This is a genomic window from Plantactinospora soyae (genome assembly GCF_014874095.1).
GTDB classification, from domain to species: Bacteria; Actinomycetota; Actinomycetes; order Mycobacteriales; family Micromonosporaceae; genus Plantactinospora; species Plantactinospora soyae.
This window is the reverse complement of record NZ_JADBEB010000001.1, coordinates 8,257,134-8,280,554: the sequence shown is the minus strand read 5'-3', so window position 1 is coordinate 8,280,554 and position 23,421 is coordinate 8,257,134. Positions and strand designations below refer to the sequence as shown.

Here is a 23,421-nt window from a genome sequence, read left to right as displayed (position 1 = left end):
GGCGGCCGGGGCAGGTGCCGGCCCCGGTCAGCCCGTGGGGCCGGCCGACCGGTCGGTGGGCCGGCGGACGGCCGGCACCAGGAGCAGGGCCGGTAGCAGCAGGAGCGGCACGATCAGCAGGCCCCGGAGGATGCCGACCCGGTCACCGAGCAGCCCGACCAGGGGCGGCCCGGCCAGGAACGAGGTGTAGCCGATCGCGGCCACCACACTGACCCGGGCCGCCGCCCGGTCCTCCTGGTCGGCCGCGGCGCTCATCCCCACCGGGAAGCCGAGGGAGGCACCGAGTCCCCAGAGGACCACCCCGGCCATCGCCACCGGCCACGGGCTGGCCAGCACCGCCGTCGCCGCACCGATCACGGCCAGCAGCATGGTGCCGAGCAGTACCGGCACCCGGCCCCAGCGGTCCAGCGCGACGGTGCCGACGGTTCGGCCCACCGTCATCGCCGCGACGAACACGCCGAAGGCCAGCGCTCCCAGCGCCTCGGTCAATTGGTGCCCGTCGACGAAGGCCAGCGCCAGCCAGTCGTTCGCGGTTCCCTCGGTGAAGGCCAGCACCAGGACCAGCAGCCCGATCAGCAGGGTGCGCGGCTCGCGCCAGGCGGCCAGTGCGCCGCCGCCCCGGGCCGGGGTGGACCCGGCGCCCGTCGGCGGGACGGTGGGGGCCGGCAGGAACGACCGGACCGCGACGAGTGTGCCGGCGAGCATCGCGGCGGCGGCCAGGCAGAGGTGGACCCCGACCGACAGCCCGACCCGGGCGCTGCCGGCGCCGGCGATCGCCCCGACCACCGTGCCCAGGCTCCAGGCCGCGTGGAACCGGGGCATGACGGTACGCCCGAGCCGCCGCTCGACCGCCGCCGCCTCGACGTTCATGGCGACCTCGCAGGTGCCCGAGCCGTAGCCGAGAGCGAGGAGGCCGACCGCGACGACCGGTACCGCGTGCCAACTGCCGGCGGCGACGCCGGCCAGCGCCACCCCCGCTGCGGCCAGCGCGCTCGCGCCGGCCACCGTCCGGGCCGGGCCCAGCCGGTGTGCCACCGACCCGGCGGTCGGGAACGCCAGCAGGGAGCCCGCGGAGATGGCCAGGAGCAGCAGTCCCAGCCGTCCCGGCGAGAGTTCCAGCGCGTCCCGGGCGGCCGGAACCCGGGAGAACCACGAGGCGAGTGCGAGCCCGTTGAGTCCGAACACGACCGCGACGCCGTTCCGGGCCGCGAGAACCCGCGCCGGTACGGTCGGCGGCCGGAGCGTGCCGGCGGCGCCGGGAGGAGGGGTCACCGGTGCAGCCTCCGCTTCCGATTCGCTGGACGTTCTCCGACTCTCCCCGGGCGGGAGGCCGGTGACAAGATCACACACCTGAGAACGCTCTCAACGCAAGCGATACCGGCGAAAGGCGCCGTTCGCCGGCCTGTGCGATCCGGCTCGCCGCGACCCGGGCCACGGGTGCATCATTTCCCCATGTGCCACCGTGATCGTGCCACTGCGCCGCCACCGCGGCCGGACCAGTTCCCACGCGGAGGCCGGCATGGCTAGGCCGCTTCCGCAGCAGACCACCCTCGAGGACGTCGCCCGCGCCGCCGGGGTCTCCCGGTCGACGGCGTCCCGGGTCCTCGCCGGGTACGGGGCCGCCTCCCCTTCGGCCCGGGACCGGGTCGCCACCGCCGCCGCGCAACTGGGCTACGCGCCGAACCCGGCGGCCCGCGCGCTCGCGACCGGTGCCGGGGTACGGCTCGTCGTGGCGGTCGCCGGCCCGGCACCGGACGTGCTGCACGACCCGTACGTCGACCGGGTGGTGCGGGCCGCCGCCGAGGTCTGTGCGCTACGGGAGGTCGGGGTGTCCCTGGAGTGGCTGCCGCTGCACGCGCCGGAGCGACTGCGCCGGTTGGCCGAGGATCGCAGCGTCCGGGGGGTGCTCATCCTCAACACCACCGAGCGGATCCTGGCGGCGATGCCGGCCGCCCTCGACGGCCGGACCGTGTCGATCGGTATCGGTTCCCCCGCCGTGCCGTCGTTCGACGTCGACAACGGTGGCGCGGCGAGGACGATCGTCGGTCACCTGTACGAGTCCGGCCGGCGCCGGATCGCGATGATCAGTGGCCCGGAGTGGATGCCCTGCACCCGGCGGCTCGTCACGGCGTACGAGCAGGTGATGCGGACGGCCGGGCTGCCGATCCGGCTGGTACCGGGCGATTTCACCGCTGCCGGCGGCCAGGCCGGCACGCTGGCGATCCTGGACCGCTGGCCGGACACCGACGCGGTCTTCGCGAACAGCGACGCGATGGCCCTCGGTGCGCTCGCGGCGCTGCGTCGGCGCGGGGTGGAGGTGCCGGACGACATCGCCGTCGCCGGCTTCGACGACGTGCCGTTCGCCGCGCTGAGCGTGCCGGCCCTGACCACCGCGAGCCATCCGGTCGAGCGGATCGCCACGGCGGCCGTGACGGCCGTGCTCGACCGGGCCCGGGTGCCACCGGCCACCGCCTACCCCTCCGAACTGATCCTCCGGGAGAGCGCCTGACCGCGCCGGCCCGGCGCTGGTCTGGGCTAACCTGCCGGGATGTCTGTGCGTTCGTCGCGTCGTGCCGCGGGTCGGGATGGTGTGCGGTGGCGGGCCCCCGTACCGCCCCGGCCGCCGTCGTCGTTGGAACTGGCCACCGCCGAGGATCACGACCTCGACCACGAGGCGACGTTCCGGCAACTGGGGTTCTTCGATCTCGATCTGTCGGGACGCGCCGCGGACGGCGTCGAGTTCGCGCAGTGCCGATTCCGGGGCGCCGACCTGAGCGGTACGCGGCTGGACGGGGCCACCTTCAGCGACTGCCTGTTCGAGAGCACGAACCTGGCGAACCTGCGGGTGGAGAAGTCGTCCCTGATCCGGGCTCGGCTGGCGACGGTGCGGATGACGGGCGTGCACTGGATCAACGGGGCGGTGCGGGACACGACGATCTCGCAGTGCCGGCTCGACCTGTCGTCGTTCCGGTTCACCGATTTCCACCGCGTCGTGTTCGAGGACTGCAACCTGGCCCGGGCGGACTTTCAGAACGCGGACCTGAGCGGGGTCCGGTTCACGAACTGCGACCTCACCGGGGCACAGTTCTCGCAGGCGGAGATGGCCGGCACCCGGTTCGCCAACTGCGTACTCGCCGGAATCGGCGGGGTGACGAGCATGGCCGGGGCGGTGGTCGCGGAGCAGGACCTGGTCGCCCTCTCCTACACCCTTGCCGGGGCACTGGGAATCCAGCTCGAAGGTGCCGAGGATCAGTCGTAGTAGCCGTCCACCGGTACGCGGGCCTCGTCGAAGAGCGCGGGACCGCTCTGCGGTACCGGGGGAAAGCCGCCGGAGGGCTTCAGGGTCGCCAACTGCTCGCCGGAGAGCGCGAACACGACCCGACCGAGCCCGGAGCGCTCGATCGCCCCGGTGCACATGTTGCAGGGCTGGCAACTGGTGTACATGACGGTGCCGGCCGCGGTGTCGGGGTCGAGTTCCCGGGCCGCCCACCGGGCCAGCTTCTGTTCGGGGTGCGCCGAGATGTCGGCGTCGGTGATGGTGGTGTTGCGCTCCTCGGCCAGTACGGCACCGTCGGGTCCGACCAGCAGTGAGCCGAAGGGCGGGTTGCCGGCCGCCCGCGCCTCGGCGGCGAGTGCGATGGCCCGGCGCAGCAGGCGTTCGTCGTCGGATGTCATGGTCGCTCCGTTCGTGTTCCGGGTCCGGCGTTCCGGCCCCGGTTGGCCGCGATGGCGGCGAGTGCCTGCCACGCCACCTGCGGATGTCGGGTCTCGGCCGGGTCCCCGCCGAACGGGTCCAGCACGACGGTGTCGGCGCCGAGCCGGCGCAACGTCTCGATGTCGTCGAGCACCTGGTCGAGGCTGCCCTCGCCGGCCAGCCGGCCGGGCTCGGGAAGTGGTGCGTCGGTGATCCGCAGGATGATCCGTGGCGCCAGCGCGGGCACCGGTCGGCCCTGCGCGTCGGCCGCCTCCGTCAACCGGTCCAGGGCGCCGGAGTACCAGTCGAGGGTGAACCGCAGCGGATGCCACGCGTCGCCGAGGCGTACCGCCCGGCGCTGGCCGGCGTCGCTGTTGCCGCCGACCCAGATCGGGATGTCGCCGGCCTGGTAGTCGCCGTCGTCGGCCCAGGCAGCCCGGATCGCCTGGAGATGCTCGTCGGTGAGCCGGCCGCGCTGCGCGAACGGTACGCCGAGGGCGGCGAACTCCTGTCGCGCCCAGCCGACGCCGACGCCGAGGACCAGTCGTCCACCGCTGAGCTGGTTGAGGTTGGCGGCCATCCGGGCGACGAGCAGCGGATGCCGGTACGGCACGATCAGCACGGTCGTGCCGAGCCGGACCCGGGAGGTGATCCCTGCCAGCCAGGCGAGCGTGGTGAACGGTTCGTAGAACGGGGCCGGGTACTGCTCGGCGACGTCCGGGGTCACCGCCACGTGGTCGGAGACCATCAGCAGGTCGAAGCCGAGTCCCTCCAGGGTCTGCGCCCACTGCCGCAGTACGCCGGGATCGGTTCCGGGCCCGAAGTTCGGTACGTTCACGCCTATCTGCACGCAGAGAAGGCTAGTCAGCGGGGCTCCCGAGTCGGAAGGGAGTCCTGCCGGCGTACCCGGGAATGGGCCGTGGATCTGCCGGTAGTCTGGCCCGGTGGCCGAGGATCTTGATTCGACCGACTGGGCCATCCTGGCCGAGCTGCAACGGGACGGTCGGGTCCCGCTCACCGAGCTCGGCCGCCGGGTCAACCTCAGCGCCTCCGCCGCCACGGAGCGGGTCCGGCGGCTGGAGCAGATCGGGGTCATCACCGGCTACCGCGCCGAGGTCGACCTGACGAAGGTCGGTTATCCGGTGCTCGCCGTGGTCCGGCTGAAGTACCCGGGCAGCCGGCACCAGCCGCTGCACCGGCTCCTCGACGAGCGTCCGGAGATCCTGGAGTGCCTGCGGACCACCGGGGAGGACTGCTATCTGCTGAAGGTGACCGCCGACAGCATGGCCCACCTCGAACAACTCGTCGACGAACTGGCCGCGCTGGGCAGCACCACCACCAACGTCGTGTACCGGCAGACGTTGCCGTACCGGGGGCCGAGCCGAGGATAGGACGAGCGGCGCGGGGGATGGTGATAAGTACATCGGATTGATTTAAGGTACCGTCCTCTGTATCCGCAGCGGTGCGACCGGTCGCACGGGGGCGTGCGGCAGCGGCGGACCGGCGGCACTCCGGGCGCGGATCGGCGTCTGATCCGGGCCGGTGGCCGGGCGGTTACGCTCAGGGCACCCGAAACAGGGAGTACGGGCGTGACGATCGACCAACCGACCGTTCGGCGCGGGACGAACCTTCCCCGGATGGGTGACTTCAACGAGTCGGTCGTGCTCGACGCGATCCGGCGAGCGCCCGACGGGCTGAGCCGGGTCGAACTCGCCGCCGCGACGGGTCTGTCGGCCCAGACCGTGTCGAACATCTGCCGTCGCCTGCTCGACCGGGGACTCGTCGTCGAGGCGGGCAAGAAGGGCGGGCGGGTCGGCAAGCCCCGGACCGTTCTCCAGGTCAGCCCCGGTGGGAGCTTCGCGATCGGCGTACACCTCGATCCGGCCGTGGTGACCTATGTGGTGCTCGACCTGGTCGGTGCGGTCGTACGCCGGATGCGGCAACCGACGCCGCAGGTCGTCGACCAGGCACAGACGCTGGCCGACATGAGCGCCGCCGTCGAACAGCTCGTCGAGGACTCGGGCATTCCCCGCGACCGCATCCTGGGCCTGGGCGTCGCGGTTCCGGGGCCGATCGACGCGGTGGCCGGCGCGGTCGTCGAACCACCCCAACTGGCGGGCTGGGAACGGGTGCCGCTGCGCGACCAGTTGTCCCGGGTCACCGGGTGGCCGGTGGTGATGGACAAGGACGTCATCGCGGCGGCGATCGCCGAGCGGTGGGCGGGCGCGGCCGTGCACTCCGGCAACTTCCTCTTCTTCTACCTCGGCACCGGCTCGGGAATGGGCGTGGTGGTCAACGACGTCGTCCTGCGCGGTGTCTCCGGCAACGCGGGCGAGATCGGTGGGCTGGACGCGAACTGCACGACGTACGCGCTGGTCAACGAGGCCATCGAGCGACGGGTCCTGGGGCCGGAGAAGACCCCGGCCGGGCCCGGCGAGGCGGAGCGGAGCCTGCTCGCCCTGATGGCGCTCGCCGAGGCCGGGGACAGCACCGCGCAGAACATCATCCACGGCTGGGCCCGGCGGGTGGGGCTCGGCGTCAGCGCCGCGGCCACCCTGGTCGACTCCGAGCTGATCGTCTTCGGCGGTCCGATCTGGCCGCACCTGTCCCGGCTGTTCCTACCGGTGATCAACTCGATCGTCGCGTCGTCGCCGTTCGTCGGGAAGATGCACGAGACGACCGTGACCGGAACGGCCCTCGGCGACGACGTCGGCGCCCTGGGTGCCGCCTGCCTCGTACTGGACCAGGTCCTGTCGGCCCGGCCGCAGTCCCTGCTGCTCGCCTAGGAAGCCGCCGGTCGGGTCACGGCCGGTGCGCGCTGCCGTCGGTCGCCCGCAGCAGCGCCCAGCGGTCGTGGTCCAGCGGTGCGGTGACCGGGTGCCGCCGGGCCGCCGTCTCGTCGAAGTCGACGCCCAGGCCCGGCGCCGGGCTCGGCCGGAACCGGCCCGCGACCGGCACCGGCGCGCCCGGGAAGACCTCCAGCGTCGCGTCCCGGAAGGTCGCCGCCTCCTGCACCCCGAAGGCGGGCGAGGAGATGTCGAGCGCCACGTTGGCCGCCTGCCCGACCGGGCTCACGTCGCCGGGGCCGTGCGGAGCGGTCCGCACCCCGAAGAGTTCACAGGCGGCCACCAGCTTGCGGGTCGGGGTCAGCCCGCCGAGCGTGGGGATGCGGATCCGGGCGTAGTCGATCACGCGCTGCTCCAGCAGCGGCAGGTACTGGGCGACGTCCGCGTAGAGTTCGCCGACGGCGATCGGGGTGCTGCCGGCCGTACGCAGCCCGGGGAAGTGGGCGGCGTCCTCCGGTGCGAGGGCGTCCTCGAGGAAGTACAGTCCGGCGTCCTCGACCGCCCGGACGAACTGGCGGGCCTGGGCGGGCGTCAGCCGCTCGTGCGCGTCGTGCAGCAACTCGACGTCGGGGCCGACGCGGTCGCGTACCTCGACGAGGGCCCGGGGCACGTGCCGCAGGTAGGCCAGGCTGTCCCAGGACTCCCGGCGGGTACGCCTGCGCTCGGCCTGCCGCTCGTCGGTCGGCGCCGTGCCGTAGGTGTCCGTTCCGGGTACGGCCAACTGGACCCGGACGTGCCGGTATCCCCGCTGCCGGGCGGCGAGGACGAGGTCCGCCACCTCGTCGACGTCCACCCCGTCCACATGGGTGTACGCCTCGGCGTACTCCCGGGCCCGGCCGCCGAGCAGTTGGTACAGGGGAAGGCCGGCGACCTTGCCCTTGATGTCCCAGAGCGCGACGTCGATCGAGGCGAGGGCGTTGTTGGCGATCGAACCACCGCGCCAGTAACCGCTGTGAAGCAGCAGCCGGTGCAGGTCCTCGATGTCCGCCGGGTCCCGGCCGAGCAGCATCGGCCCGAGATAGTCGTCCACGACGGACCGGATCGCGAGGGTCCGCTGCGGATCGCTGGCACAGCCCAGCCCGTACAGGCCGGGCTGGTTCGTCTCGACCCGGGTGATGACGTACGGGCAGCCCTGCGGGGCACACAGGAACGTCCGGACCCGGGTGACCCGGGTGTCGTCGACGCCGGGCACACTCCACGGTGCGGGCGCCAGGACCGCTGTGTGGCCGGGGGATTCCACTGAGGGGGACGGCGCCATCGCGGTGCCCTTCCTGGACTCGTCGACGTTGTTGACACTATATATCAAATTGATTTACGTTCTGTTTCCTTGGCCTGACCAGGAGCCGCCCGCAGGGATGGAAGAGGCGCAGCGTGAACCGATACTTACGTCGAACGGCCCGTACCTGTCTCTCGATCGCCACGATCCTCGCGCTCGCCAGCGCGGCCACCGCCTGTAGTCCCGGCGGGGACGACCAGGCGAACGGCGACAACCTGACGATGTGGACGTTCAAGCAGTCCCACGTCGCGGCGCTACAGAAGGCCGCCGAAACCTTCAAGCAGAAGACCGGGATCGGGGTGACCGTCGAGGCGATCACCCCGGACGACGCGTTCCTGGCCCGGGTCCAGGCCGCCGCCCAGACCCGCAGCCTGCCCGACGTGTTCGAGGTGCACACCAACGGCGACGACTTCACCTTCGGTGCGGCCGGACTGCTGGAGGACCTCACCGAGGAGGCCACCTGGACCAGCCGCTACCTGCCCTCGGTCGCCGCCGAGGGGACCGTCACCGAGCGGTACTACAAGCAGTCCCAGGAGAAGGGCGCCAAGTCCGCCGGGATCAAACTCAATCAGCGGTTCAGCGTGCCGCTGACCATCGGGACCTTCGGCATCGTCTACGCGAACAAGGAACGGCTGACGGCGGCGGGCGTCACCGGGTCGCCGAAGACCTGGGAAGAGTTCGTCGCCGCGCTGGCGGCGGTCCGCAAGGTCCGGCCCGACGACGGCGGAATGAGCATCGGCTTCCAGGCGCCGACCACCGGCATGGAGTGGCTGATGCAGCCGATGGCCTACGGCAAGCTGGGCAAGGAGGGCTTCACCGGGCTCTTCTCCAAGGATCCGGCGAAGAACTGGACCTCGCCGAGCGGCCGGGCCGTGCTGGAGACGTACGACCAGGTGACGCCGTACTGGATGCCGGGGACCCAGACCCTGACGATCGACGACGCCGACATCGCGTTCGCCCAGGGCAAGTCCTCGTTCGCCATCGGCGGCACGTTCACCCTGGCGTTTCTGGTGCAGAACGGAATGAAGGCCGAGAACATCGTCACCTTCCCGGTCCCGTCGCCCAGCGGCGGTGCGGTGCCCGACCTGAGCCTCGCCCCGTTCGCCCTCACCGGGCTGTCGGTCTCGGCCACGACCGGCAACAAGGACGGTGCGGTCAAGTGGCTCGACCACCTGGCCCAGCCCGAGGTCGCGGCCCAGTTCGCCAAGGACGCGCTGGACGTACCCCCGGTCGACCTCGGCGGTGATCCGACGGCGACGCTCGGTCCGGTGCTCGGGGCCATGATCGGCTCGTTCGGGTCGGGTGCTCAGGCGTACAACCCCGGTGACACCACCCACCAGCCGCCCTCGTACGACGCGGCGGTGGTGGCCCGGTCGCTGATGGAACTCACCCCGCTGAAGAAGGCGGACGTGCCGACCGCCGGAGCCGGACTACAAAAGATCATCGACGGCTACTGGGCAGGGAAATGACCACGGACGTTCCTTCGTCGCTCGGTGCGGTCACGGTCACCCGTGGCCGCACCGGGCGGGGCTCCGGACGCCGGCGTTACCAGGGCCGGGAGGTGGCCTGGGCGTACGCCTTCGTGGCTCCGGCGATCATCCTCTTCGCCGTCATGGGCGTCTACACGCTGTTCTGGGGCCTGCAACTCTCCTTCGTACGCTGGAACGGGCTGACCCCGACCTGGATCTGGGTCGGCGTGCAGAACTACCTCGACCTGCTCTGGGCCAGTCCGGTCTTCTCCCCGCCGGTGCGGGCGGCGGCGACGAACACGGTCTGGGTGATGATCGCGGCGCCGCTGCTCACCGTCGTGATCTCCTTTCCGCTGGCGCTGGCCCTGAACCGGACCCGCCGGTTCGTCGGGCTGCTCCGCTCGGTCTACTTCGTCCCGTACATCACCACCGGCATCGCGGTCTACCTGGCCTGGCAGTACGTCCTGGAGCCCAACGGCGCGATCAACACCCTGCTCGGCGCGCTCGGACTCGGCTCGCTGGCCCAGCCGCAGGGCTGGCTCGGCAACCCCGACACCGCGCTGCCCACGCTGATCATGATCATGGTCTGGTCCGCGGTTCCGGTCGCGACCCTGCTCTACCTGACCGGTCTGCAGACCATCGACCCGGCACTGACCGAGGCCGCCCAGATCGACGGCGCGGGATGGTGGCGGGTCAACCTCAGCGTGGTCTGGCCGCTGCTGCGCGGCATCACGGCGGTCATCGTGCTGCTCAACCTGCGCGACGCGCTCCAGGGCTTCCAGATCTTCCTCATCATGACCGACGGCGGTCCCGGCGACCACACCAACGTGCTCGGCCTGCAGACGTACCGGCTCGCGTTCCAGTCGGAGCTCGCCCCGACGCTGGGGCTCGCCAGCGCCTTGGGCTGGATGCTCTTCGTCGCCGCACTCGTGGTCGCCGTCGTCAACTTCCGCGTCACCAGGGAGCGGTGATGGCAATCAGTGCGGCACCGGCCGCCACCCGGCCCGGCACCGAACCCACCCCGGCCCCGAAGCGGGCCCGCCGGTGGCCGCCCCGGGTCGTTCTCGCCCGGACGATCATCGCGCTGCTGCTCGCCGGGTACGCCGTGGTGAGCCTCTACCCGTTCCTCTGGATGGTCTCGGCGGCCTTCAAGACCCAGCAGGAGGTCGTCGCCGGGGGACACCTCATCCCGCGCGACCCGACCCTGAGCACCCTGGTCGATACCTGGAACCGGCTGCACTTCTTCGACTACTTCGTCAACAGCCTCCAGGTGACCGTGGCCACCACCCTCGGCGTCGTGGTGATCTACTCGGCCGCCTCGTACGCCTTCGCCGTCCTGCACTTTCCCGGCCGGGTCGCGCTCTACCGGCTCTTCGTCGCCCTGCTCTTCGTACCCGGTGTCGTCACGCTGCTGCCCATCGTGCTGCTGGAGAACCGGCTGGCGATCCTCGGTACCCACCTCGGGCTGGTCCTGCCGTTCATCAACGGCACCGCACCGTTCGCGATCCTCCTGCTGACCAACGCGTTCCGGGCCATCCCGGCCGAACTGCGCGACTCGGCCCGGGTGGACGGCGCCGGCGAACTGCGGATCTTCGCCCGGGTGTACCTGCCGCTCGCCCGTCCCGCCCTGGTGACGATCGCGCTGCTGACCGCGATCCCGACCTGGAACGAGTACTTGTTGACCCGGGTCTCGCTCAACGACCCCGCCACCTACACCCTGCCGATCGCCCTCCAGGCGCTGAAGTCCTCACAGGTGGTGCAGTACAACTCGCTGATGGCCGGCGCGCTGATCGTGGTCATCCCGGTCGTCATCGGATTCCTCGCCGCCCAGCGGTACTTCGTCAACGGGCTCACCGGGGCGATCAAGGGCTGACCGGGGTAGTGGTCGGGGTAGTAGGGGAGAGAGCATGTCCGAGCAGGAAACCCGGGGCTCCGCGCTGGGCGCCGACGACGTCGTACTGGTCACCGGCGCGGCCGGCCTCATCGGGGCGGTCGTCGTGCCACACCTGGCCGACGCGGGGCTGCGGGTCGTCGCCGTCGACCGGTCGCCGTTCGCCAGCCCCAAGGCGGAACTGGTGCTCGTCGGCGACGTCCGGGATTCGGCGTTCGTCGAGGAGAGCCTGCGTCCGTTCGGCCGGCCGGTCGACGCCGTCGTGCACCTCGCCGCGATCCCCTCTCCCGGCCAGGTACCCGAGGACGAGACCCTCACGCAGAATGTCCAGGGCGCCTACCTCGTCCTCGACGGCGCCGGCCGGGCGGGCGTACGGTGCGCGGTCGCGGCGTCCAGCGTCTCGGCGTACGGGTACGCGTGGGCGGGGCGGGACCTGTCCCCGCCGTACGCGCCGATCGACGAGGACCAGGCGCCGGTGACGATCGACTCGTACGGGCTGTCGAAGATGGTGACCGAGCAGGTCGGTGCGTTCGCCACCCGCCGTTGGGGGATGCCGACGACCCTGCTGCGGTTTCCGTTCGTCGGCGACGGCGACCGGCTGGCCGCCCAACTGGCGCAGATCCGGCGGAACGTGGCCGGCAGCCGCCGGGAGCTGTGGGCGTGGCTGGACACCCGGGACGCGGCCGGTGCCGTCCACGCCGTGCTGACCTCCGGTCTCACCGGTCACCACGTCGTGAACATCGCCGCACCCGACACCTCGACCACGGTGCCGACCGCCGAACTGCTGGCCCGGTTCCACCCGAGCACGCAGGTCCGGGCACCGCTGCGCGGCGTCGAGTCGCTGGTGGACAGTTCCGCCGCGCGTCGGCTGTTCGGTTTCGAGACCCGGCACGGCTGGCGCGACGAGGCCACCACCCCCTGACCGGCGCGGAGGGCTCGCGTTCCGTAACGCTCGCGGACGGGACCGCCTCGGCGCCCGAGGTCGGCACTCAGGTCACCGTGCTAAACCTGGTCCTGGAGACCTGCCGCCGTCCCACCCCGCCACCGGGCCGACCGCCACATCGTCGCGACGACCGGATCCGACGCCGCGCCATGGGCCGGGTGGCCGCCACCCCCGCGAGGAGAAGCCGGTGACCCGACGCCAGCGCATCGAGGACCTGACCCTGTTCACCGTGCCGGAACAGCCCGCGCTGTCGCCGGACGGCACCCGCATCGTGTACGTGCTGCGCGGCAGCGACGCCGACGCGGACCGTACCGTGCGGTCGCTGTGGCACGTCGGCGCCTGGGACGGGCGGCCGACGCGACTGACCAGGGGCCGGAACGACTCGTCGCCCGCGTGGTCGCCGGACGGCAGCCGGGTCGCGTTCCTGCGTGCCGAGGACGGCCCCGCACAGGTGTGGCTGCTGCCGCCCGACGGCGGCGAGCCCGAACAGGTGACGAGGCTGCCGCTGGGCGCCGGTGCGCCGATGTGGAGCCCGGACGGCACGGCGATCGCGTTCGCCGCCCGGGTGGACCCGCTCGCCGAGCCCGACGAGTCCGACGACGCCCGGAAACGGCGCGCCAACCGTCCGATCGTGGCGGACCGGCTGGACTACCAGGCCGACGGTGCGGGCCTGCTGCGCGGCGTCCGCCGGCATCTGCACGTGCTCGACCTGGCCACCGGGAACTGTCGCCAGCTGACCCGGGGCGGCTGGCACGCCGGTACGCCCGCCTGGTCACCGGACGGCAGCCGGCTGGCCTTCGCCGCGGCGACCGGGCCGGACGCCGACCTGACGATCCGGGCGCCGGTGCACGTCGTCGAGGTGGCGGACGACCGGTCCGGGCCCCGACCGGCCGGGCTGGGCGACGGCGTCGCCAATCACGTCCGGTGGACCGCCGACGGGTCCGCCCTGCTGGTCGTCGGCACCACCGGCGCCCCGGTGGGGCACGCCCGCCTGCTGCGGGTACCGCTCGACGGCGGCCCGGTACGGGACCTCGCCGCACCGCTGGACCGGAACGTGATGCCGGGCAGTCCGGCGTACCCGGGTGCGGTACCGCAGCTCACCGGCGACGGCGACACCGTGCTGTTCTGCGTCCGCGACCGTGGCTGCACCCACCTGTACGCCGTACCGGTCGACGGCGGTACGCCGCGTCCGCTCGTCACGGGCGCCGGGCGCAACGTCACCGGGCTCTCGGTCGCCGGGAACACCGCCGCGATCCTGCTCGGCACGCCCACCTCGTTCGGCGAGATCGTGACGGTCGACATCGCGGCCGGCACCGAGTCGGTCCGCACCGACCACGGCGCGGACCGGGGCGAGGTCGAGTTGTTCCCGCACGAGGAGCGGGAGTTCGTCGTCTCGGACGGCACGGTGGTGCACGCCTGGCTGCTGCGCGACCCGGACGCCGCCGGGCCGCTGCCGCTGCTGCTCGACATCCACGGTGGACCGCACAACGCCTGGAACGGCGCGGCCGACCAGGTGCACCTCTACCACCAGGAACTGGCCGCGCGCGGCTGGGCGGTGCTGCTGGTCAATCCTCGGGGCAGCGACGGCTACGGCGCCCGGTTCTTCACCGCCGCCCAGGAAGCCTGGGGGATGTCGGACGCGAAGGACTTCCTGGAGCCGGTCGACACCCTGGTCGCCGAGGGCGTCGCCGATCCACGCCGACTGGCCGTCACCGGGTACAGCTACGGCGGCTACCTGACCTGCTACCTGACCAGCCGCGACGACCGGTTCGCGGCGGCGGTGGCCGGCGGCGTGGTCAGCGACCTGACCAGCATGGTCGGCACCTCCGACGCGGCGCACTTCCTCAGCGGGTACGAACTCGGCGGCCCGCCCTGGGCGGACCGCGACCGGTACGCCGCGATGTCGCCGCTGACCAGGGTCGACGAGGTACGCACCCCGACCCTGGTCCTACAGGGCGCCGCCGACCTGCGCTGCCCGGTCGGGCAGGCCCAGCAGTGGCACACCGCGCTGCGTGAGCGGGGCGTGCCCACCCAACTGGTGCTCTACCCGGAGGGCGCGCACCTGTTCATCCTGGACGGTCCACCGTCGCACCGGATCGACTTCAACCGGCGGATCGTGGACTGGGTCCAGCGGTACGCCGGAGACGTCACCGGCCCCGGACCGGTCCCGATCGACACCGCGCACTGGCAGCGCCGACTGACCGCGCTGGCGGAGCGCCACGGGGTGCCGGGTGCCGCGCTGGGCATCCTGCGGTTGCGGCCGGACGGCGAGGACGAACTGGTCGAGGCGGCGTACGGGGTGTTGAACCTGGACACCGGAGTACCGGCGACCACGGATTCGGTTTTCCAGATCGGCTCCATCTCGAAGGTGTGGACGGCGACCGTCCTGCTGCAACTCGTCGACGAGGGGCTGCTCGACCTGGACGCCCCGGTCGTGGAGGTGCTCCCGGAGCTGCGGCTGGCCGAGGAGACGGTGACCAAGCAGGTGACGGTGCGGCACCTGCTGACCCACACCAGCGGCATCGACGGCGACGTGTTCACCGACACCGGTCGGGGCGACGACTGCCTGGAGAGGTACGTCGCCGGCCTGGCCGGGGTGGCGCAGAACCACGCCCTCGGGGCCACCTGGTCGTACTGCAACTCCGGATTCTCGCTCGCCGGACGGGTGATCGAGAAGCTGACCGGCGGCACCTGGGACGCCGCCGTGCGGGAGCGCATCGTCATCCCGCTCGGGCTGCGGCGTACCGGAACCCTGCCGGAGGACGCGCTGCTGCACCGGGCCGCGGTCGGACACGTCGGCGAGGGCGGGGCGGCACCGACCAGGGCACCGGTGTGGGGACTGCCCCGGTCGTTGGGACCGGCCGGCCTGATCACCTCGACCGTCGCGGACGTGCTCGGCTTCGTCCGGGCGCACCTGACCGGCGGGCTGACCCCGGACGGCACCCGGTGGCTGAGCGAGGCGAGCGTCACGGCGATGGCGGCGAAGCACGCCGACCTGCCGGACCGGTACACGCTGGGCGACTCGTGGGGACTGGGCTGGATCAGGATGTCCTGGGACGGGTCCCGGGTGATCGGCCACGACGGGAACACCATCGGGCAGTCGGCGTTCCTGCGGATCCTGCCCGGGGCCAAGCTGGCGGTGACCCTGCTGACGAACGGCGGGAACACCCGCGACCTGTACGAGGACCTGTACCGGGAGATCTTCGCCGAGCTGGCCGGTGTGACGATGCCGCACCCGCTCGCCCCGCCGGCCGACCCGGTGACCGCGGACGTGGGCCCGCACCTGGGGACGTACGAGCGGGCCGGCGCCCGGCTGGAGGTGCTGGCCGGACAGGACGGGCCGGTGCTGCGTACCACGGTCACCGGGCCGCTGGCCGCGCTGGTGCCCGAGCCGACCCGGGACCATCCGATGGTGCCGCTGGACGAGAACCTGTTCCTGGTACGCCAGCCGGGCGCCCGTACCTGGACGCCGGTGACCTTCTACCGGCTCGCGACGGGCGAGCGGTATCTGCACTTCGGTGCCCGCGCGACCCCGAAGGTGGGCTGAGATGGCCGACGACGCGCTGCTGGAACGGTTCCGGGCGGCGCTGCCGGCGATGCTGGCCGACATCGAGGCGCTGGTGACCTGCGAGTCGCCGTCGGTGGACCACACCGCGCTGGCGGCCAGCGCCGACGCGGTCACCCGGATCGGCATCCGGCTGCTCGGGGTGGCACCGGAGCGGATCGTCCTCGACGGCTGTCCGCACCTGCGCTGGCGGTTCGGGGACGGGCCGGCCCGGGTGCTGCTGCTCGGCCACCACGACACGGTGTGGCCGCTGGGAACGCTGGCCACCCATCCGTTCGACGTGACCGACGGCGTGCTGCGCGGACCGGGTTGCGTCGACATGGTCGCCGGCCTGGTGCTGGGGCTGTACGCGGTGGCGGCGCTGACCGACCGGTCCGGGGTGACGATCCTGGTGACCGGCGACGAGGAACTCGGATCGCCGAGTTCGCGGACGCTCGTCGAGGCCGAGGCGGCGGGCTGCGCCGGCGCCCTGGTGCTGGAGGCGGCGGCCGACGGAGGCGCGCTCAAGACCGAGCGCAAGGGCGTGTCGCGGTACCGGGTGGAGGTGACCGGGCTGGCCGCGCACGCCGGCCTGGAACCGGAGCGCGGCGTCAACGCCACGGTGGAGCTGGCCCACCAGGTGCTCGCGGTGAACGCCCTCGGCGACCCGGACCGGGGTACGACCGTCACGCCCACGCTGGTCGCGGCCGGCACCAGCACGAACACCGTTCCGGACGCGGGCGGCTTCGCCGTCGACGTACGGGCCCGGAACGCCGCCGAGCAGCACCGGGTGGACGCGGCGATGCGCGCGCTGACACCGGTACTGCCCGGGGCCCGGCTGACGGTGACCGGCGGACCGAATCGGCCACCGCTGGCGGCGGGCGCGTCGACGGAGCTGTTCGCGATCGCCGAGGTGCTCGCCGCGCGACTCGGGCTACCGCCGCTGCGCGGTGCCGCCGTGGGTGGTGGTTCGGACGGCAACTTCACCGCGGGGGTCGGCACGCCGACGCTGGACGGTCTCGGCGCGGTCGGTGGTGGGGCGCACGCCGACCACGAGCACGTGCTCGTGGCGGAGCTGCCCGGCCGGGCGGCGCTGGTGGCGGCACTCACCGAACACCTTCGCGGTCGGGGCGGGGAGCGGCCCGGCGATGGAGACCGGCCGACCCCGACTGAACCGCCGGCCGGCTCCGGTCTCCGCCGAGCATGACGTTGCCCGGTCCGGGCGGCAGCATGGAGCGCGTGACCGACCCCGATGCCTCTCCTCCGGCAGCGCCGCCCCTCGCCGGTCCGGCCGTCGACCTGGTCCTCGCGGCGACGGCCGACAGTGCGGCCGACACGGCGGCCCGGGCGGCCGGGGTCACCGTTCGCCACCTCGACGACCTCACCGACCTCCGGGCGGTGCACCGGCTCTACGAGGGGATCTGGCGTCCCGATCCGACGAATCCCCCGGTGACCACGGAACTGTTGCGGGCGCTGGCGAAGACGGGCAACTACGTCGCCGGGGCGTACGAGGGTGGGCTGCTGGTGGGCGCCTGTGTGGCCTTCTTCGGTCCGCCGGGGGAGCGGTCGATGCACAGCCACATCGCCGGGGTCTCCGGGGCGGCCCTCGGACGCAGTGTCGGGTTCGCCCTCAAGCTGCACCAGCGGGCCTGGGCACTGCATCGCGGGGTGTCCACGATCGGCTGGACGTTCGACCCGTTGGTCTGCCGCAACGCGTACTTCAACCTGTCGAAGCTGGCGGCGCTGCCGGCGCAGTACCTGCCGAACTTCTACGGAGCGATGAACGACGGCATCAACGGCAGCGACGACACCGACCGGTTGCTGGTGCACTGGGAGCTGACCACGGCCGCCGTGATGGCGGCGTGCGCCCGGTCGCTGGCCCCCAGCGACGTCGAGGCGGAGCGGGCGCGCGGGGCCGTCGTCGCGTTGCGGCGGTCCGCCCGGAACCGGCCGGTGACCGGTACGACCGATGGGAACGTCCTGCTGGTGGCGGTGCCGGCGGACATCGCGGCGGTGCGCCGGACCGATCCGGGGGTGGCGAAGGAGTGGCGGGTGGCGGTCCGCGAGGTGCTGGCGCCGCTGATGGCCGAGGGCGCCCGGGTGACCGGCTTCGATCGTTCGGGGTGGTACGTGGTGACGCGGGAGACGAGGAGAGACGACCGATGAAGCTCACCGGAGTGGAACTGCGCCGGATCCGGATGCCGTTGGTGGCACCGTTCCGGACCTCCTTCGGCACGGAGACGTCCCGGGACGTCCTGCTGCTCCGGGTGGTGACGACGGAGGCCGAGGGTTGGGGTGAGTGCGTGGCGATGTCGGAGCCGCTGTACTCCTCGGAGTACGTGGCGGCGGCCGGGGAGGTGCTGCGTCGGTTCCTGATCCCGGCGCTCGCGGCGCAGCCGGGCCTGGACGCCAACCGGGTGGCCCCGGCGTTGGCCCCGGTCCGGGGGCACCGGATGGCGAAGGCAGCGCTGGAAACGGCGGTGCTCGACGCCGAGCTGCGCGCCGAGGGCCGGTCACTCGCCCGCGAGCTGGGTGCGGTACGCGACCGCGTCCCCTGTGGAGTCTCGGTCGGCATCATGGACTCGGTCGACGAACTGCTGGACGCGGTGGGCGGCTACCTCGCGGCCGGCTACGTCCGGATCAAGCTGAAGATCGAGCCGGGGTGGGACGTCGAGCCGGTACGCGCCGTACGGGAGCGGTTCGGCGACGACATCCTGTTGCAGGTGGACGCGAACGCCGCGTACCGCCGGGGAGACGCTCGGCACCTGGCCCGGCTGGACCCGTTCGACCTGCTGCTGATCGAGCAGCCGTTAGACGAGGAGGACCTGCTCGGACACGCGGAACTGGCCCGGGTTCTCCGTACGCCGGTCTGCCTGGACGAGTCGATCACCTCGGCCCGGGCCGCCGCCGACGCCATCGCGCTGGGGGCGTGCGCGATCGTGAACGTCAAGCCGGGTCGGGTCGGCGGCTACCTGGAGGCGCGCCGGGTGCACGACGTCTGCGTGGCGCAGGGCGTACCGGTCTGGTGCGGCGGCATGTTGGAGACCGGGATCGGCCGGGCCGCGAACGTGGCGCTGGCGGCGCTGCCCGGGTTCACGCTGCCCGGCGACACCTCCGCCTCGGACCGCTACTACCGGACGGACATCACCGCCCCGTTCGTGCTCGCGGACGGCCACCTCGCCGTGCCGACCGGCCCGGGTATCGGCGTCGAGCCGATCCCCGACGCCCTGGCGGCGGTCACCACCGGCACCGAGTGGCTACCCCTGTGACCTGATCCCGTCCGGTCGGATCGGCCGGCGAGGCGGTGGTGGCGCCGGTCAGGAACGGGCCACCGGCAGCCGGAGACGTTCGCGTACCCGGGGTGCGACCTCGGTGCCGAAGAGGCGGATGTTCTCCATCAGGATCGCGTGCGGCATCGGTCCCATGCCGTACTTGAGGTCGAAGCGGGTGGCCCCGAGGATGGTCATGGTCTTGACGATGCGCCCGGCCACCGTCTCGGGCGAGCCGACGTAGAGGGAGCCGTACGACACCTCGTGCTCGAAGTACTCGCGGGTGATCTCGGGGAAGCCCCGTTGCCGGCGGACGTCGAGCAGGAACGTCCGGTAGGTGGGCCAGTACTCCTCCCTCGCCTGCTCGTCGGTTGCCGCGACGTGGCCGGGGGAGTGCACTCCGATCGGCAGCGGAGCGGAGCCGGTCTGCGCGGTGGCCTGTCGGTAGAGCTCGGACAGGCGGGGGAAGCGGGCGGGATTGTCCGTCGCCGTTCCTGTGATCGCCATCGCCATCCCCTTCCAGATGTGATTGACGCGTCAATGTTGACGCGTCAACCATATGCCGGTTATGGTTGACGCGTCAATGAGAAGGAGGTCGGGCCGTGCGAGACCACGACGGAGCCGGCAGCGCGGCGTCGCGCCAGCGGATGGTGACCCGGGAACTCGCGACCTGGCGGGCGTTGATCGACACGACCGCGGAGCTTCGGCGGCTTCTCGGGGCACAGTTGCTCGCCGAGACGCAGCTCACGCCGGCGGACTACCAGGTGCTGCTGGCGCTGAGTGAGGCGAACGGCAGACGAATGCGGTCCTCGGAGCTGGCGGCGACCATCGACTGGGAGCGGAGCAGGCTCTCCCACCACCTCGCCCGGATGGAGCGGCGCGGCCTGATCCGCCGTGACGACTGCGCCACCGACAGCCGGGGCGCCGAGGTCTCGCTCACCGACGACGGGGCGGGGCTGTTCCGGCGGGCGACCGCACCGCACCTGAGGGCGGTCAAGGAACACTTCGCCGACGCCCTGACGCCCGAGCAGTTCGAGGCGCTCGCCGACATCCTGCGCGCCCTGCGGAGCCACCTCCACCCGACCGCCGCCGACCGGGAAGATGACCAGTCATGACCGAGGAGTTGTCGTTGCCCCGGATCGCCGTACTCGGCGCGGGGCACGTGGGCCCGGTCGTCGCCCGGGTCGCGATCGCCGCCGGCTACCGGGTGGCGGTCGCCGCCTCCGGGGACCCGGAGCGAATCGCCCTCATCACCCAGGTGCTGGCGCCGGGCGCCGAGCCGCGCCGGGCGGCCGACGCCGTCGCCGACGCCGACATCGTGATGTTGGCGATCCCGCTGCACCGGTTCCCGGCCTTCGACCCGGCCCTGGTCGCCGGCCGGCTCGTCGTGGACATGATGAACTACTGGCCGCCGACGGACGGCGTCCAGGAGATGTTCGAAGACCGCCGGTACGGCAGCAGCGAGATCGTCGCGCGTCGGCTGCCCCGGTCGACGATCGTCAAGACCCTCAACCACACCGGTTACCACGAACTCGAATCCGAACGCCGGCCCGCAGGCTCCCCGGATCGGCGGGCGCTCGGCGTCGCCAGCGACGACCGGGGCGCCCGGGACCTCGTGGCCGACGTCGTGGAGCGGATCGGTTACGACGCCGTACGCCTGGACAGCCTTGCCGCCGGCCGCCTCCTCGAACCCGGCGGCCCCGTCTTCGGAGCGTCGCTGCGCCGCGTCGAGTTCGCCCAGGCCGTACGGGCCGAACCGGCGCCCGACCCGACGTCGCCGTGAACGCGTCCCACCCGGTCCCTCGCCCAGATCCCCACCAGACAGAGCAGATCCCCACCAGACGAAGAAGCCCGACATGACAACAGCACCCTCCACCACCGAGGCGACCGAGCCGGCGCGGTTCCCACTCGTCCTCGGCCTCGACACCTTCGGCGACGTCACGAACGGCGTCGACGGCCGCCCACTCTCACACGCCCAGACGATCCGGAACCTCGTCGAACAGGGTGCCCTGGCCGACCAGGTCGGGGTGGACTTCTTCGGAATCGGTGAGCACCATACCGACGACTTCCCGCTCTCGGCCGCCGACGTGGTGCTCGGCGCGATCGCCGGGCGTACGACCCGGATCCACCTCGGGTCGGCGGTCACCGTACTGAGTTCGGACGATCCCGTCCGGGTGTTCCAGCGCTACTCCACGCTGCACGCCATCTCCGGAGGACGGGCCGAGGTCATCCTCGGCCGGGGTTCGAGCATCGACTCGTTCCCGCTCTTCGGGTACGACCTCGCCGACTACGAGAGCCTCTTCGAGGAGAAGGTGGGTCTCTTCGCCGAGCTGCTCAAGGGCGGACCGGTCAGCTGGGAGGGCAAGACCCGCAGCCCGCTGCGGGACCAGGATGTCGTACCGCACACCGAGTCCGGGCCCCTGCCGACCTGGATCGGGGTCGGCGGAAGCCCCCAGTCGGTGATCCGGGCGGCACACCACGGATTCTCGTTGATGCTTGCGATCATCGGCGGGTCCCCGGCCCGGTTCGCACCCTTTTCCCAGCTCTTCCACCAGGCCCTTGAGCGCTTCGGGCAGGGGGACCGGCCGGTCGGAGTGCACTCGCCGGGCCACGTCGCCGCGACCGACGAGCAGGCCCGTACGGAGTTCTGGCCGCACTACCGCGAGGTGATCCGCCGGATCGGCCGGACCCGTGGCTTCGCCGTCCCGACCAGGGAGTCCTTCGAGTACGCGGTCGGACCGGACGGACCGCTCCACGTCGGCTCGCCGGAAACCGTGGCGCAGAAGATCGCGGCGACCCTGACCGCGCTGGGTGCGAACCGGTTCGACCTCAAGTACGGCATGGGCGGTCTTCCGCACGACGCGCTGCTGACCAACATCGAGCTGTACGGCACCCGGGTCATTCCGCGCGTCCGGGAGCTCCTGTCCTCATGAGTTGCTGATGATCAGGGCGTTCGGGGAGGGCGCTCCCCAGCCGATGCTGCACTGGCCGGCCGGGACCGGGCCGTAGACCACGCGCCAGCCCGCCGGGATCGACGACCAGGCGCAGACGGTGAGGCTGTTGCCGGCCGGCATGCCCTCGGCCTGTTGGATGAACTGGTAGCTCGCCCGGGGTGTCGCCGGAGTGGCGCAGGTGCCGCCGTAGGCGAGCACCACCCAACCCGACGGCACGGAGCCGCACGACCACATCTGGTCGCCGGGTGCGGCCTGGGCGGGCGATGCGGCCGCGACGATGCCGGCAGCCATGGTGAACGCGGCCAGGGTGGCGGAAATCCGAGGCATGGGGTGCTCCGATCGGTGGCGGGTGGCGAATTCGCCGAAGCCTGACCCACCCCACTGGACATGGACTGTACGACGACTGGAACGGTCCCGACCCCGCTGTCGCGCTTGTTGCCGGAGGCCCTGATCGCTACGCTCCCTCGGACGTTTGTCGATGGTCAACGGGGGAGGAACCATGGCAGAGCAGGTCACTCGCCGGGTCGCGATCGGGATGGGTGCGGCGGCGGCGACAGTCGTGGCGACCGGTCGGGCCGCGGTCGCCGCGCCGAGCGGACCGGTGCAGCCCGCCGTGTCGGCCGGCGTCGAGGCGAACCGGAACAAGATCCGGCGGAAGTACAACGAGCAGAAGACCCGTGCGGGTGGGGTGTGGCACTCGCACATCGCGATGGTCAACCCGGCCGGTGCGCTGGAGACCATTGTGGAGGACGACGCCGACCACGTGACCCACGGTTACAGCGTGCAGAAGCTCGCGGTGGCCGTGGCGGTGATGGACAAGATCGACCGTGGTGAGCTGCGCCTGGACCAGCGGCTCGACCTCAACGCGGACATCATCCTCGGCGGCACCGGCATCTACTTCCTGCAGACCGTCTGGGGCGACCAGGTCACGGTCGCCAACTTCCTCACCGCGATGCTGCTCGTCTCGGACAACACGGCGGTCCGGATGTGTGGCCGGGTCGTTCCGGCGCTGGAGATCAACGAGATCCTCGCCGCGAAGGGCTTCATCCACACCCGGGTGGAACCGGTCGCCAACCCGAACCGGTTCTTCCTCGGCGTCACCACGCCGCGTGAGACCCACGACCTGCTGTGGCGGCTGGCCAACAAGACGCTGCTCTCCGCGAGGTCGGCCGACTTCCTGCTCGGCATCCTGCGCTGGATCAACGGGTACCACGACGGGGTCCGCCGCAACATGTCCTCGGCCGAGCGCAGCCGGGTCGCCACCAAGTACGGCTCGGACTTCGACGACCTCGGCGCCGCGCGGCACGAGGCCGGCATCATGTTCGACGCGAACGGCGCGCCGACGCTGACGTACGCGCTCTTCGCCGACTCCCTCGGCGACCTCGACAACTACGGGGCGACGCACCCGGCGGTGCAGGCGCACGCCGTACTCGGCCGGGTCCTGTTCAACTCGATCGCGGCGACCACCAACCGGACGGCGAAGGCGCGACACTCCGTCGATCCCTTCCGGCCGGTCGACGGCGGCTGACCGGGCG

At 72.2% G+C, this 23,421-nt stretch carries 22 protein-coding genes; 16 read left to right on the top strand and 6 right to left on the bottom strand.

Annotated elements, in window-relative coordinates; all coding sequences use genetic code 11:
- Nucleotides 1–27 precede the first annotated feature (27 nt).
- The gene (locus tag H4W31_RS36275; RefSeq protein ID WP_192770727.1) at nt 28–1,272 is read right to left on the bottom strand and encodes an MFS transporter; all 1,245 of its coding nucleotides are present in this window, start codon (nt 1,270–1,272) and stop codon (nt 28–30) included.
- 247 nt (nt 1,273–1,519) lie between these two features.
- Between H4W31_RS36275 and H4W31_RS36270 the strand changes: the two genes are divergently transcribed.
- Nucleotides 1,520–2,509, top strand: a complete 990-nt coding sequence (locus tag H4W31_RS36270) for a LacI family DNA-binding transcriptional regulator (RefSeq protein ID WP_192770726.1) — start codon at nt 1,520–1,522, stop codon at nt 2,507–2,509.
- Between the two features lie 39 nt (nt 2,510–2,548).
- Nucleotides 2,549–3,259 carry a pentapeptide repeat-containing protein gene (locus tag H4W31_RS36265; RefSeq protein WP_192770725.1) on the top strand — a complete coding sequence of 237 codons (711 nt, stop codon included), beginning with the start codon at nt 2,549–2,551 and terminating at the stop codon, nt 3,257–3,259.
- Here the strand turns inward: H4W31_RS36265 and H4W31_RS36260 are convergent.
- Nucleotides 3,250–3,675, bottom strand: a complete 426-nt coding sequence (locus H4W31_RS36260; RefSeq protein WP_192770724.1) for a nucleoside deaminase — start codon at nt 3,673–3,675, stop codon at nt 3,250–3,252. The genes H4W31_RS36265 and H4W31_RS36260 overlap by 10 nt on opposite strands.
- Nucleotides 3,672–4,544, bottom strand: a complete 873-nt coding sequence (locus H4W31_RS36255; RefSeq protein ID WP_192770723.1) for an LLM class flavin-dependent oxidoreductase — start codon at nt 4,542–4,544, stop codon at nt 3,672–3,674. The genes H4W31_RS36260 and H4W31_RS36255 overlap by 4 nt, the downstream gene beginning before the upstream one ends.
- Before the next feature lie 94 nt (nt 4,545–4,638).
- Here H4W31_RS36255 and H4W31_RS44590 point away from each other — a divergent pair, with 94 nt between their 5' ends.
- Both H4W31_RS44590 and H4W31_RS36245 read left to right on the top strand, forming a co-directional pair.
- Entirely contained in the window at nt 4,639–5,085 is a 447-nt protein-coding gene (locus H4W31_RS44590; RefSeq protein ID WP_192770722.1) for an Lrp/AsnC family transcriptional regulator, read from the top strand.
- 198 nt (nt 5,086–5,283) lie between these two features.
- Nucleotides 5,284–6,480 (top strand): ROK family transcriptional regulator, encoded by a 1,197-nt coding sequence (locus tag H4W31_RS36245; RefSeq protein ID WP_318783614.1) that lies wholly within the window; start codon nt 5,284–5,286, stop codon nt 6,478–6,480.
- 16 nt (nt 6,481–6,496) lie between these two features.
- Here H4W31_RS36245 and H4W31_RS36240 read toward each other — a convergent pair whose 3' ends face one another.
- On the bottom strand, nt 6,497–7,732 hold the full coding sequence (locus H4W31_RS36240; protein WP_318783613.1) for an enolase C-terminal domain-like protein: 1,236 nt from the start codon (nt 7,730–7,732) through the stop codon (nt 6,497–6,499).
- 179 nt (nt 7,733–7,911) lie between these two features.
- Between H4W31_RS36240 and H4W31_RS36235 the strand changes: the two genes are divergently transcribed.
- The 8 genes from H4W31_RS36235 (at nt 7,912) to menC (ending at nt 18,932) form a co-directional block, all read left to right on the top strand.
- Nucleotides 7,912–9,285 (top strand): ABC transporter substrate-binding protein, encoded by a 1,374-nt coding sequence (locus tag H4W31_RS36235; protein ID WP_192770721.1) that lies wholly within the window; start codon nt 7,912–7,914, stop codon nt 9,283–9,285.
- Nucleotides 9,282–10,256 (top strand): carbohydrate ABC transporter permease, encoded by a 975-nt coding sequence (locus H4W31_RS36230; RefSeq protein WP_192770720.1) that lies wholly within the window; start codon nt 9,282–9,284, stop codon nt 10,254–10,256. The genes H4W31_RS36235 and H4W31_RS36230 overlap by 4 nt, the downstream gene beginning before the upstream one ends.
- Nucleotides 10,256–11,158 (top strand): carbohydrate ABC transporter permease, encoded by a 903-nt coding sequence (locus H4W31_RS36225; RefSeq protein WP_192770719.1) that lies wholly within the window; start codon nt 10,256–10,258, stop codon nt 11,156–11,158. The genes H4W31_RS36230 and H4W31_RS36225 overlap by 1 nt, the downstream gene beginning before the upstream one ends.
- A gap of 34 nt (nt 11,159–11,192) precedes the next feature.
- Nucleotides 11,193–12,098, top strand: coding sequence for an NAD-dependent epimerase/dehydratase family protein (locus H4W31_RS36220; RefSeq protein ID WP_192770718.1), 906 nt, complete (start codon nt 11,193–11,195; stop codon nt 12,096–12,098).
- A gap of 208 nt (nt 12,099–12,306) precedes the next feature.
- Complete coding sequence (locus H4W31_RS44015) at nt 12,307–15,666, top strand: serine hydrolase (protein ID WP_192770717.1); 3,360 nt, start codon at nt 12,307–12,309, stop codon at nt 15,664–15,666.
- A gap of 1 nt (nt 15,667) precedes the next feature.
- Complete coding sequence (locus tag H4W31_RS36210) at nt 15,668–16,870, top strand: M20 family metallopeptidase (RefSeq protein ID WP_225945867.1); 1,203 nt, start codon at nt 15,668–15,670, stop codon at nt 16,868–16,870.
- Nucleotides 16,871–16,902: 32 nt separating this feature from the next.
- Nucleotides 16,903–17,829 carry a GNAT family N-acetyltransferase gene (locus H4W31_RS36205; RefSeq protein ID WP_318783612.1) on the top strand — a complete coding sequence of 309 codons (927 nt, stop codon included), beginning with the start codon at nt 16,903–16,905 and terminating at the stop codon, nt 17,827–17,829.
- Nucleotides 17,826–18,932, top strand: a complete 1,107-nt coding sequence (menC, locus tag H4W31_RS36200; RefSeq protein WP_192770716.1) for an o-succinylbenzoate synthase — start codon at nt 17,826–17,828, stop codon at nt 18,930–18,932. The genes H4W31_RS36205 and menC overlap by 4 nt, the downstream gene beginning before the upstream one ends.
- 48 nt (nt 18,933–18,980) lie before the next feature.
- Here the strand turns inward: menC and H4W31_RS36195 are convergent, their stop codons facing one another.
- Nucleotides 18,981–19,439, bottom strand: a complete 459-nt coding sequence (locus H4W31_RS36195; protein ID WP_192770715.1) for an LLM class flavin-dependent oxidoreductase — start codon at nt 19,437–19,439, stop codon at nt 18,981–18,983.
- A 95-nt stretch (nt 19,440–19,534) separates the two neighbouring features.
- Here H4W31_RS36195 and H4W31_RS36190 point away from each other — a divergent pair, with 95 nt between their 5' ends.
- The 3 genes from H4W31_RS36190 (at nt 19,535) to H4W31_RS36180 (ending at nt 21,865) form a co-directional block, all read left to right on the top strand.
- A complete protein-coding gene (locus H4W31_RS36190) occupies nt 19,535–20,047 on the top strand; it encodes a MarR family winged helix-turn-helix transcriptional regulator (protein WP_318783611.1) in 513 nt (170 codons plus the stop codon).
- Nucleotides 20,044–20,715, top strand: coding sequence for an NADPH-dependent F420 reductase (locus tag H4W31_RS36185; RefSeq protein WP_192770714.1), 672 nt, complete (start codon nt 20,044–20,046; stop codon nt 20,713–20,715). The genes H4W31_RS36190 and H4W31_RS36185 overlap by 4 nt, the downstream gene beginning before the upstream one ends.
- A gap of 73 nt (nt 20,716–20,788) precedes the next feature.
- The gene (locus H4W31_RS36180; RefSeq protein ID WP_192770713.1) at nt 20,789–21,865 is read left to right on the top strand and encodes an LLM class flavin-dependent oxidoreductase; all 1,077 of its coding nucleotides are present in this window, start codon (nt 20,789–20,791) and stop codon (nt 21,863–21,865) included.
- Here the strand turns inward: H4W31_RS36180 and H4W31_RS36175 are convergent.
- Complete coding sequence (locus H4W31_RS36175; protein WP_192770712.1) at nt 21,860–22,213, bottom strand: hypothetical protein; 354 nt, start codon at nt 22,211–22,213, stop codon at nt 21,860–21,862. The genes H4W31_RS36180 and H4W31_RS36175 overlap by 6 nt on opposite strands.
- A 172-nt stretch (nt 22,214–22,385) precedes the next feature.
- Between H4W31_RS36175 and H4W31_RS36170 the strand changes: the two genes are divergently transcribed.
- Entirely contained in the window at nt 22,386–23,414 is a 1,029-nt protein-coding gene (locus H4W31_RS36170; RefSeq protein WP_192770711.1) for a serine hydrolase, read from the top strand.
- Nucleotides 23,415–23,421 lie beyond the last annotated feature (7 nt).

What these genes read in the sequence shown, in the direction of transcription:
- H4W31_RS36270 (WP_192770726.1), top strand. Translation starts at nt 1,520, where the DNA reads ATGGCTAGGCCGCTTCCGCAGCAGACCACCCTCGAGGACGTCGCCCGC.
- H4W31_RS36265 (WP_192770725.1), top strand. Translation starts at nt 2,549, where the DNA reads ATGTCTGTGCGTTCGTCGCGTCGTGCCGCGGGTCGGGATGGTGTGCGG.
- H4W31_RS36260 (WP_192770724.1), bottom strand. Translation starts at nt 3,675, where the DNA reads ATGACATCCGACGACGAACGCCTGCTGCGCCGGGCCATCGCACTCGCC.
- H4W31_RS36230 (WP_192770720.1), top strand. Translation starts at nt 9,282, where the DNA reads ATGACCACGGACGTTCCTTCGTCGCTCGGTGCGGTCACGGTCACCCGT.
- H4W31_RS36225 (WP_192770719.1), top strand. Translation starts at nt 10,256, where the DNA reads ATGGCAATCAGTGCGGCACCGGCCGCCACCCGGCCCGGCACCGAACCC.
- H4W31_RS36220 (WP_192770718.1), top strand. Translation starts at nt 11,193, where the DNA reads ATGTCCGAGCAGGAAACCCGGGGCTCCGCGCTGGGCGCCGACGACGTC.
- H4W31_RS36210 (WP_225945867.1), top strand. Translation starts at nt 15,668, where the DNA reads ATGGCCGACGACGCGCTGCTGGAACGGTTCCGGGCGGCGCTGCCGGCG.
- menC (WP_192770716.1), top strand. Translation starts at nt 17,826, where the DNA reads ATGAAGCTCACCGGAGTGGAACTGCGCCGGATCCGGATGCCGTTGGTG.
- H4W31_RS36195 (WP_192770715.1), bottom strand. Translation starts at nt 19,439, where the DNA reads ATGGCGATCACAGGAACGGCGACGGACAATCCCGCCCGCTTCCCCCGC.
- H4W31_RS36185 (WP_192770714.1), top strand. Translation starts at nt 20,044, where the DNA reads ATGACCGAGGAGTTGTCGTTGCCCCGGATCGCCGTACTCGGCGCGGGG.
- H4W31_RS36180 (WP_192770713.1), top strand. Translation starts at nt 20,789, where the DNA reads ATGACAACAGCACCCTCCACCACCGAGGCGACCGAGCCGGCGCGGTTC.
- H4W31_RS36175 (WP_192770712.1), bottom strand. Translation starts at nt 22,213, where the DNA reads ATGCCTCGGATTTCCGCCACCCTGGCCGCGTTCACCATGGCTGCCGGC.
- H4W31_RS36170 (WP_192770711.1), top strand. Translation starts at nt 22,386, where the DNA reads ATGGCAGAGCAGGTCACTCGCCGGGTCGCGATCGGGATGGGTGCGGCG.